Here is a 326-nt window from a genome sequence, read left to right as displayed (position 1 = left end):
CTCGATGTGCGCGACCTTCTGCGCGGCCAGTCGCAAACCGAGTGGGTGATTGTTTCGACGGGCATGTTCACGAGCTTTCTGTTCGAGAAGTCGTTCGGTGTCGTCGATCTCGACACGCATACCGTGAACGCGCTCGGAAGCCTGGACAATGCGGTGACCGTGACCACCGCCGATGACATCGCCGCGCTGACTACGGAGATCCTTTTTGCGACGCCGTCGATCTCGAATCGCGTCGTGCATGTCGCGGGCGATACGGTGACGTATCGAGAGGTAGCGGATACGGTTGACCGGCTGCTGGGCATCAAGGTCCAGCGCAAGGAATGGAC

The 326-nt window shown here is 60.1% G+C and carries 1 protein-coding gene; it reads left to right on the top strand.

The features are described 5' to 3' along the window. Nucleotides 1-326 (top strand): NmrA family NAD(P)-binding protein (locus QCE73_RS34085; protein ID WP_309885347.1); only part of this gene is annotated, 326 nt, incomplete at both ends.

Origin of the sequence: Caballeronia sp. LZ029 (assembly GCF_031451275.1) — a bacterium.
Lineage (GTDB): Bacteria > Pseudomonadota > Gammaproteobacteria > Burkholderiales > Burkholderiaceae > Caballeronia > Caballeronia jiangsuensis.
Note: the sequence above shows the minus strand (reverse complement) of the source record. Positions and strands in the feature narration are given on the sequence as shown.